This window comes from Aromatoleum diolicum (genome assembly GCF_012910955.1).
Taxonomy (GTDB): domain Bacteria; phylum Pseudomonadota; class Gammaproteobacteria; order Burkholderiales; family Rhodocyclaceae; genus Aromatoleum; species Aromatoleum diolicum.
In genome coordinates this window covers 21,635-28,712 of record NZ_WTVQ01000054.1, presented here as the reverse complement: position 1 = coordinate 28,712, position 7,078 = coordinate 21,635, and the positions used below count along the sequence as shown (strand labels likewise).

Below are 7,078 nucleotides of genomic sequence, written 5' to 3'. Positions count from 1 at the left end.
GGAAAAAACGGCGCAGGGAATCGAGCAGGCTCATGAAATCGTCTTGAACGGTGCGGGAATCCGCAGTTTAACAGGACGAATGCCTAATGCCCGTGCCAGTAGCGCGCCTCGCGGTCGCGCTGCGCCTGGATGTCGACACCTTTCGCAGTCACCTCGACGTTGATCGCCCCCTGCCGGTCGGTACGCCAGTTGCTCGCCCCCACCGCAGCCCAGCGATCCCACACAGCGGGATGGGGGTGACGGAACTGATTCAGGTAGCCCGCAGAAAAAATGGCCGCCTGCGGAGCAATCGCCGCAACAAAGTCCTCTCCGGACGACGAGCGGCTTCCATGATGCGGAACCAGCACGACGTCACTCGCAATTTCGGATCCATGCCGTTTCAGAAGACTGCGCTCCGCCGCACGTTCGATGTCGCCCACAAGCAGCACCGAACCACCGGGGGCCACGATGCGCAGCACGCAGGATGCGTCGTTGTCCTTATTCGGCGCGGGTTCATCCGAAGCCGGATGCAGTATTTCGAAATCGACCTCATCCCAACGCCAGCGGGTACCCGCCTCGCACGCGACGACACGTGTGCCGGGCACGTCACGGAGGGGATCGTCCGTCGGGAGATTCGCCATCAGATCACCGATCGTCACCCCTTCCACAAGCGAGCGGGCGCCACCGGAATGGTCCAGATCGTTGTGTGAAATGACGAGACGGTCGATCCGCTCGACGCCCGCTGCCTGCAGATAAGGCAGCAAGACCCGCACGCCCGCATCGCTGCCCTGCCCGTATGCCGGTCCGGCGTCGTAGAGCAACTCGTGCCGCGCCGTCTGCACATGTACCGCTGTACCCTGACCGACGTCGAGTGCAGTCATCCTGTACGCGCCCGGCACGGGACGCGGAGGCGTCCACACCAGCATCGGCAGCAGCGCGAACAGCCCCGCATGGCGCGCAGGCGTACCGCGCGGAAGCAACATCCAGCCCATCCCGAGCATTCCCGCTGCAGCCAGCATGGCTGGCGGAGCGGCCTGTTGCCACATCGCAAATGGAAAGGCCGCCATCCACTCGAGAACGACCATCAGCAAACCGGTCAGCCAATGTGCGAGTTGCAGCAGTGGCGCGAACGGCAGCACGATGGCCAGCAGCGTGAGCGGCGTAATGACGAAGCTCACCAGTGGAATCGCGACGGCGTTGGCGAAAGGCGACACCAGCGAAAAGGCATTGAACAGCACCAACAAGGCGGGAATGGTCGCAAGCGTGATCCCGAGCTGGCTGCCTATCGCCGCGCGCCAGCCGCTGGCAGTGGCAAGCCGGCCACCAAGCAGGTACATGAGGATGCCGACCGCCCCGAAAGAAAGCCAGAAACCCGCAGAAAGAACCGCCCACGGGTCGAACAACAGCACGCACAACAAGGCGAGTGCAAGCACCCGGCTTCCCACCACCTCGCGCCCGCCAAGCAGTGCCAATGCGATCACGGCAAGCATGATCAGCGATCGTTGCGTCGGGATTCCCAAGCCCGCCAGCACGGCATAGCTTGCTGCAGCGACAAGCCCCGCTGCCGCCGCAGCCTTCGCCGCCGGCCACCGCAATACCCGTCGGCGCGAGCGCCGCCAGCCCTTGCCAACGAGCCAGCCCACCATCAACCCGACCATCGAGACGTGCAATCCGGATATGCTTATTAGATGCGCTACGCCGGTTTTGCGGAAAATTATCCACTGCTCGTTCGGAATCGCGCGCTGATCCCCGACCGCAAGCGCAATCAATACGCCCACATAGTCCGCATCCGGCAGCGTCGCCGCAAAACGAGCACGAATCGCATCACGCAGCCGATGCACGACAATCATCGGTTCCGGCACAAATGGATCGAGCAGCAGCGGCTTCTCGCCCGCCCGCACGTTGCCAGTTGCGCGTATTCCCCGCTCGAGCAGTGCCGCCTCGTAGTCGAACCCCTCGGGATTCACAAGCCCGTGCGGCCGCTTGAGGCGCACCGTGAAGCGCCAGCGCTCCCCCGGTCGCACTGCCGGGGCCTTGTCCTCGCCGGCCCCCTCGCGATCGCTCCGGTACCACGCCAACAGTATTCGGCTGGGCAATGGCGCTGCGGTACGCTCCACCCGGAACGAAAAGCGCACGCCGCGCTCGGACGGTTCTGGCAACTCATCGACGACACCGGTCACTTCGACGTCGCGCCCCTCCCAAGCCTGCGGCAATTCATCCGCCAGGCGCCACTCCGCACGCCAGGCCGCCCATGCGAAGCCGATCAGCAATGCGAGCAACAGGATGCTCGCGCGGACCATGACACCGCCCGCCACGTAGCGGCCTCTGCGATACACCCCCGCGCCCGCGACAAGCGAGGCCGCCGTAAGCATGCTGAGCCAACCACGCGCTGGTAGCTGTGGCAGGTATTGGCATAGCCACACCCCGAGACCGAAAGCAATTATTGCCATACGCATAGTCGTTAATCATGCCCTCAAGGACCACGAACGAGCAAGTTGAATGCCCGCGACGGTCGATCAAGACTCTGCAATTTGGGTTTGCCCAGCCCGGCATTTAGAATCGGACCTCAACCCCACGAGCAAGCATGCGCAAGACCCTCAAACGATTCCTGCCGAACCACGAATCGATTCACGCCAACCGCTGGCTGCGACCGTTTTCCAACACGCTGCTGCATCCGCGCCTGTGGCACCTCAACCGGCACTCGGCCGCGGGCGGCATTGCGCTGGGCTTGTTTTGCGGTTTGATTCCGGGACCTTTCCAGGCACTCGCCGCGGCGGCGGGCTGCGTACTGTTCAAGGTGAACCTGCCGCTCGCGGTCGTGACAACGCTCTACTCCAATCCGCTGACGATCGTGCCGCTATACGTCCTCGCGTATGGTGTCGGCGCCCGCGTCTTGGGTCTCCGCGAAAATGGCTTCGTCCAGCCGCCGGAACTCGGCGATCTCGATTTGGGGGCGTGGCTTACGGCCGTGGCCGACTGGATGGTAGGTCTCGGAAAACCGCTCGCCCTCGGCTTGATCGTACTTGCGGCGATTTTCTCGCTACTTGGCTATATTGGCGTGAAGGCGGCGTGGCGATACTGGCTGATCCGCACATGGCATGGCCGCCGCGCACGGCGCAGCGGCGGCGACCGCGAGGAGTAACGGCTTTTACACCAGCCGGCCGTCCTCGAGGCGCAGGGTGCGCTGCGTGCGGCGGGCCAGTGCCTCATCGTGCGTGACGATGATGAAGCTGGTTGCGTGCCGCTCGTTTAGACTGAGCATCAGGTCGAAGATTACCTCAGCCGTTTTCCGGTCGAGGTTTCCCGTAGGCTCGTCGGCCAGGACGCAGGCCGGCCGCGTCACCAGCGCACGCGCAATCGCCGCCCGCTGACGCTCGCCTCCCGAGAGCTCACCCGGAGTATGGTCCAGCCGGTGCCCCAGCCCGACTTCCTGCAGCATCGCCGCCGCTTGCGCATTGGCCTCGTCGCGTTCGATGCGGCGAATGTAGAGCGGCATGGCGACATTCTCGAGCGCCGAAAACTCCGCCAACAGGTGGTGGAACTGATAGACGAAGCCGAGTGCTTCATTGCGCACACGTCCGCGCTCGGCATCCGACATGTGGGAAAAGTCCTTCCCCATCAGCCGCACCTTACCCGCACTCGGCACATCCAGTCCGCCAAGCAGGTGCAGCAGCGTACTCTTGCCCGAACCGGACGCCCCGACAATCGACAGGCGTTCGCCGCGCGGTACTTCCAGCGTCACGTCGCGCAGCACCTGCACGGCATCCGGACCTTCGCGAAAGGTTTTCGTCAGGCCGCTGCAGGCCAGCACCATTTCGTTCGTCGTCTCACTCATAACGCAGTGCCTCGGCAGGGTTGACGCGACTGGCGCGCCAACTCGGATACAGCGTGGCGACCAGGGTCAGGACGAATGACACCGACACGATACTCACCACGTCCGCGGCAAGCACCTTGGAGGGCAGTTCGCTGATGTAATAGACCTCCTTGTTCCACAGCGTCGCACCAGTCAAAGTTTCGAGCGCCGGGATCACCACGTCGAGATTGTTCGCGAGCAGCAAGCCGCCCGCCACGCCCGCGGCGAGACCGACCAGACCGATGATCGCACCCTGCAATACGAAGATTCCCATGATCGACCGCGGGCTCGCGCCGAGCGTACGCAGGATCGCGATGTCCGCGTATTTTTCCTGCACCGCCATCACCAGCGTGGATACGATGTTGAATGCCGCGACGGCGACGATCAGGAACAGGATGATCGTCATCATGGTTTTTTCGAGGGCCACCGCACGGAAGAAATTGGCGTGGCTGCGCGTCCAGTCGCTGACGGCGAGATTGCCATCGAGCAGACTGGTGAGCTCGCGGGCTACGCGCGGCGCCGCAAACAGGTCATCGAGCTTCAGGCGCACCCCGCTCACGCGTTCGTCCATGCGATAGAGCACCTGCGCATCACGCATATGCACCAGTGCCAGCCCGGAGTCGTACTCGTACATACCGGCTTCGAAAATGCCGACCACCTCGAACTGCTTGACCCGAGGCAGCACCGCGGCCGGCGTCACCAGTCCCTGTGGCGCAATCAGCGTCACCTTGTCGCCCTGCTGCACGCGCAACGCAAAGGCGAGATCGCGCCCCAGCACAATGCCGAAGCTGCCAGGCTGCAGCGCATCGAGGCTACCCGCGCGCATATAGCGGGCGAAATCGGCCACCTGATCCTCCGCTGCCGGCAGCACGCCGCGCACGATGGTGCCGCGGACCGCCTGATCGAAGGACAGCATGCCCTGCTCCTGGATGTATGGAGCCGTAGCACGCACGCTCGAATGTTGCGCAGCTTGATCGGCCACCTGCTGCCAGGCATCCAGCTCGCCGTCGAAACCTGAGATCTGGATGTGCGATGCGACCCCGAGGATGCGTGTTCTTAGCTCTTCCTGAAAACCGTTCATCACCGACAACACCACGATCAGCGCCGCAACGCCCAAGCCGGTACCCAGCATCGACACCAGCGAGATGAAGGAGATGAAGCGATTGCGCCCCTGAGCACGCTTGCGCGAACGGGTGTAACGCAGTCCAACCAGGAATTCGTAACGCATCAGTATTTGCGGAGTCAGGTCGCGAAAATCAGAAAGTCCGGCATTGTGCCGGGGATGTGCCCGCTTGGGGAGAGCCGCGAGACCTTGACGCTCAACCGGCGTATGTTGCTTTGCACAATTAGGGTTTTCAGCAACAGGGTATCTCCCGGTTTCGACCCCAGCCGCTTTTCTCTATCGTGCGCACCGGCACCAAGCATTCTGTCCTCCATTCATCAAACAATTAATCGGAGATACTCATCGTGGTTTGGCAGCAGCTATACGATCCATTCAATAACATCTGGCTATCGAGCGCGGTTGCCGCGATCCCGGTCGTCGTCATGCTGGTCGGTCTCGGCTTTATGCACATGAAAGCCCACATCGCCGCCGGTCTCGGTTTGGGGAGCGCCCTGCTGATTGCCATTTTCGTTTTCGGCATGCCGGCGTCGATGGCAGGTAACGCGACCCTTTACGGTGCAATGTTCGGCCTGCTGCCGATCGGATGGATCGTACTCAACATCATCTTCCTGCATCAGCTCACGACCGAGAACGGCTCGTTCAAGGTGCTGCAGGAGAGCCTGACCGGCATCACGGATGACCGCCGCATTCAACTGCTATTGATCGCGTTCAGCTTCGGTGCGTTCTTCGAGGGTGCTGCAGGCTTTGGAACGCCCGTCGCGGTGACCGGCGCGATCCTGATCGGTCTCGGCTTCTCCCCACTCGCCGCCTCGGGGCTTGCACTGATCGCCAATACCGCGCCGGTGGCCTATGGTGCGCTGGGGACACCGGTGATCGCACTCGCCGCCGTAACCGGTCTCGACCTGCTCGAACTGTCCGGCATGATCGGCCGCCAGCTGCCATTCTTCTCGCTACTGGTGCCGTTCTGGCTGATCTGGGCCTTCGCGGGCTTCCGCGGCATGATCCAGATCTGGCCCGCGATCCTCGTGGCCGGCTTGTCATTCGCGATCCCGCAATATCTCGTGTCGAACTTCCACGGCCCCTGGCTCGTCGACGTCGTCGCGGCCATCACATCAATGGTTTCGCTGATCCTGTTCCTCAAGGTCTGGAAGCCGAAGCAGGTCTGGCGGTCGACCGCGCTCAAGGGCCGTGACGAGGATGCAACGGGTGACAAGATCGTCGCCGGCGCTGCCGCCACGGGCGCTGCAGCAGCTCCCGCTGCCCGACCGGATGGTCGTGCCGTGATGCTGGCGTGGATGCCCTGGGTCGTACTCACGGTCTTTGTCTTCATCTGGGGAGTGCCGGATTTCAAGAAGTGGCTCGACACCATTTCAGTCTTCAAGATCCCCTTCACCGGTCTACATAACCTCGTAGAGAAGGTCGCTCCAGTCGTCGCCGCACCGCACAAGGAAGCCGCGATCTACACCCTCAACTGGCTATCGGCGACCGGTAGCGGCATCTTCATCGCCGCTCTGGTCTCGGGATTGCTGATGAAGTTCCGGCTGGGCCAGCTTTTCGCCATCTACTGGCGGACGATCAAGCTTGTGAAGATGTCGCTGCTGACCATCGTCATCATGCTGGGCCTGGGTTACCTCACTCGCTACTCCGGCCTGGACGCGACCCTCGGCCTGGCATTCGCCAACACGGGCGTTTTCTATCCGCTGTTCGGCACCCTGCTGGGCTGGCTCGGCGTTGCGCTGACGGGTTCCGACACCGCCGCTAACGTACTGTTCGGCGGCCTGCAGAAAGTAACCGCGGAACAACTCGGCTTGAATCCGGTTCTTATGGCCTCTGCGAACAGTTCGGGCGGTGTGATGGGCAAGATGATCGACGCCCAGTCGATCGTCGTAGCAAGTACTGCGACGCGCTGGTTCGGCCACGAAGGCGACATCCTGCGCTACGTGTTCTTCCACTCTATTGCGCTTGCCGTACTGGTGGGCTTGCTGGTGACCCTGCAGGCCTATGTGTACCCCTTCACGGCGCTGGTCCACTAATCGCGACAGTCGCGCCGGTTCCGGTGATCCCCTGCGGGAACCGGCGCGGTCCCTGAAGCCAACCATCAAAGTCACACGCGGAGCAACACC

At 62.8% G+C, this 7,078-nt stretch carries 5 protein-coding genes; 2 read left to right on the top strand and 3 right to left on the bottom strand.

What is annotated here, in order from left to right; all coding sequences use genetic code 11:
* Window positions 1-83 precede the first annotated feature (83 nt).
* The gene (locus GPA25_RS21015; RefSeq protein ID WP_246265991.1) at window positions 84-2,429 is read right to left on the bottom strand and encodes a DNA internalization-related competence protein ComEC/Rec2; all 2,346 of its coding nucleotides are present in this window, start codon (window positions 2,427-2,429) and stop codon (window positions 84-86) included.
* A gap of 134 nt (window positions 2,430-2,563) precedes the next feature.
* On the opposite strand from GPA25_RS21015, the gene GPA25_RS21010 reads away from it, so the two are divergent.
* Window positions 2,564-3,121 carry a DUF2062 domain-containing protein gene (locus GPA25_RS21010; RefSeq protein ID WP_169262366.1) on the top strand — a complete coding sequence of 186 codons (558 nt, stop codon included), beginning with the start codon at window positions 2,564-2,566 and terminating at the stop codon, window positions 3,119-3,121.
* Window positions 3,122-3,127: 6 nt separating this feature from the next.
* Here the strand turns inward: GPA25_RS21010 and lolD are convergent, their stop codons facing one another.
* Complete coding sequence (gene lolD, locus GPA25_RS21005) at window positions 3,128-3,814, bottom strand: lipoprotein-releasing ABC transporter ATP-binding protein LolD (protein WP_169262365.1); 687 nt, start codon at window positions 3,812-3,814, stop codon at window positions 3,128-3,130.
* The gene (locus tag GPA25_RS21000; RefSeq protein WP_169262364.1) at window positions 3,807-5,060 is read right to left on the bottom strand and encodes a lipoprotein-releasing ABC transporter permease subunit; all 1,254 of its coding nucleotides are present in this window, start codon (window positions 5,058-5,060) and stop codon (window positions 3,807-3,809) included. The genes lolD and GPA25_RS21000 overlap by 8 nt, the downstream gene beginning before the upstream one ends.
* Before the next feature lie 239 nt (window positions 5,061-5,299).
* Here GPA25_RS21000 and GPA25_RS20995 point away from each other — a divergent pair, with 239 nt between their 5' ends.
* Window positions 5,300-6,988: a lactate permease LctP family transporter gene (locus tag GPA25_RS20995; RefSeq protein WP_169262363.1), complete on the top strand. Its 1,689-nt coding sequence runs from the start codon at window positions 5,300-5,302 to the stop codon at window positions 6,986-6,988.
* Window positions 6,989-7,078 lie beyond the last annotated feature (90 nt).

Coding starts and splice junctions, on each gene's coding strand:
- GPA25_RS21015 (WP_246265991.1), bottom strand. CDS start 2,429: ATGGCAATAATTGCTTTCGGTCTCGGGGTGTGGCTATGCCAATACCTG.
- GPA25_RS21010 (WP_169262366.1), top strand. CDS start 2,564: ATGCGCAAGACCCTCAAACGATTCCTGCCGAACCACGAATCGATTCAC.
- lolD (WP_169262365.1), bottom strand. CDS start 3,814: ATGAGTGAGACGACGAACGAAATGGTGCTGGCCTGCAGCGGCCTGACG.
- GPA25_RS21000 (WP_169262364.1), bottom strand. CDS start 5,060: ATGCGTTACGAATTCCTGGTTGGACTGCGTTACACCCGTTCGCGCAAG.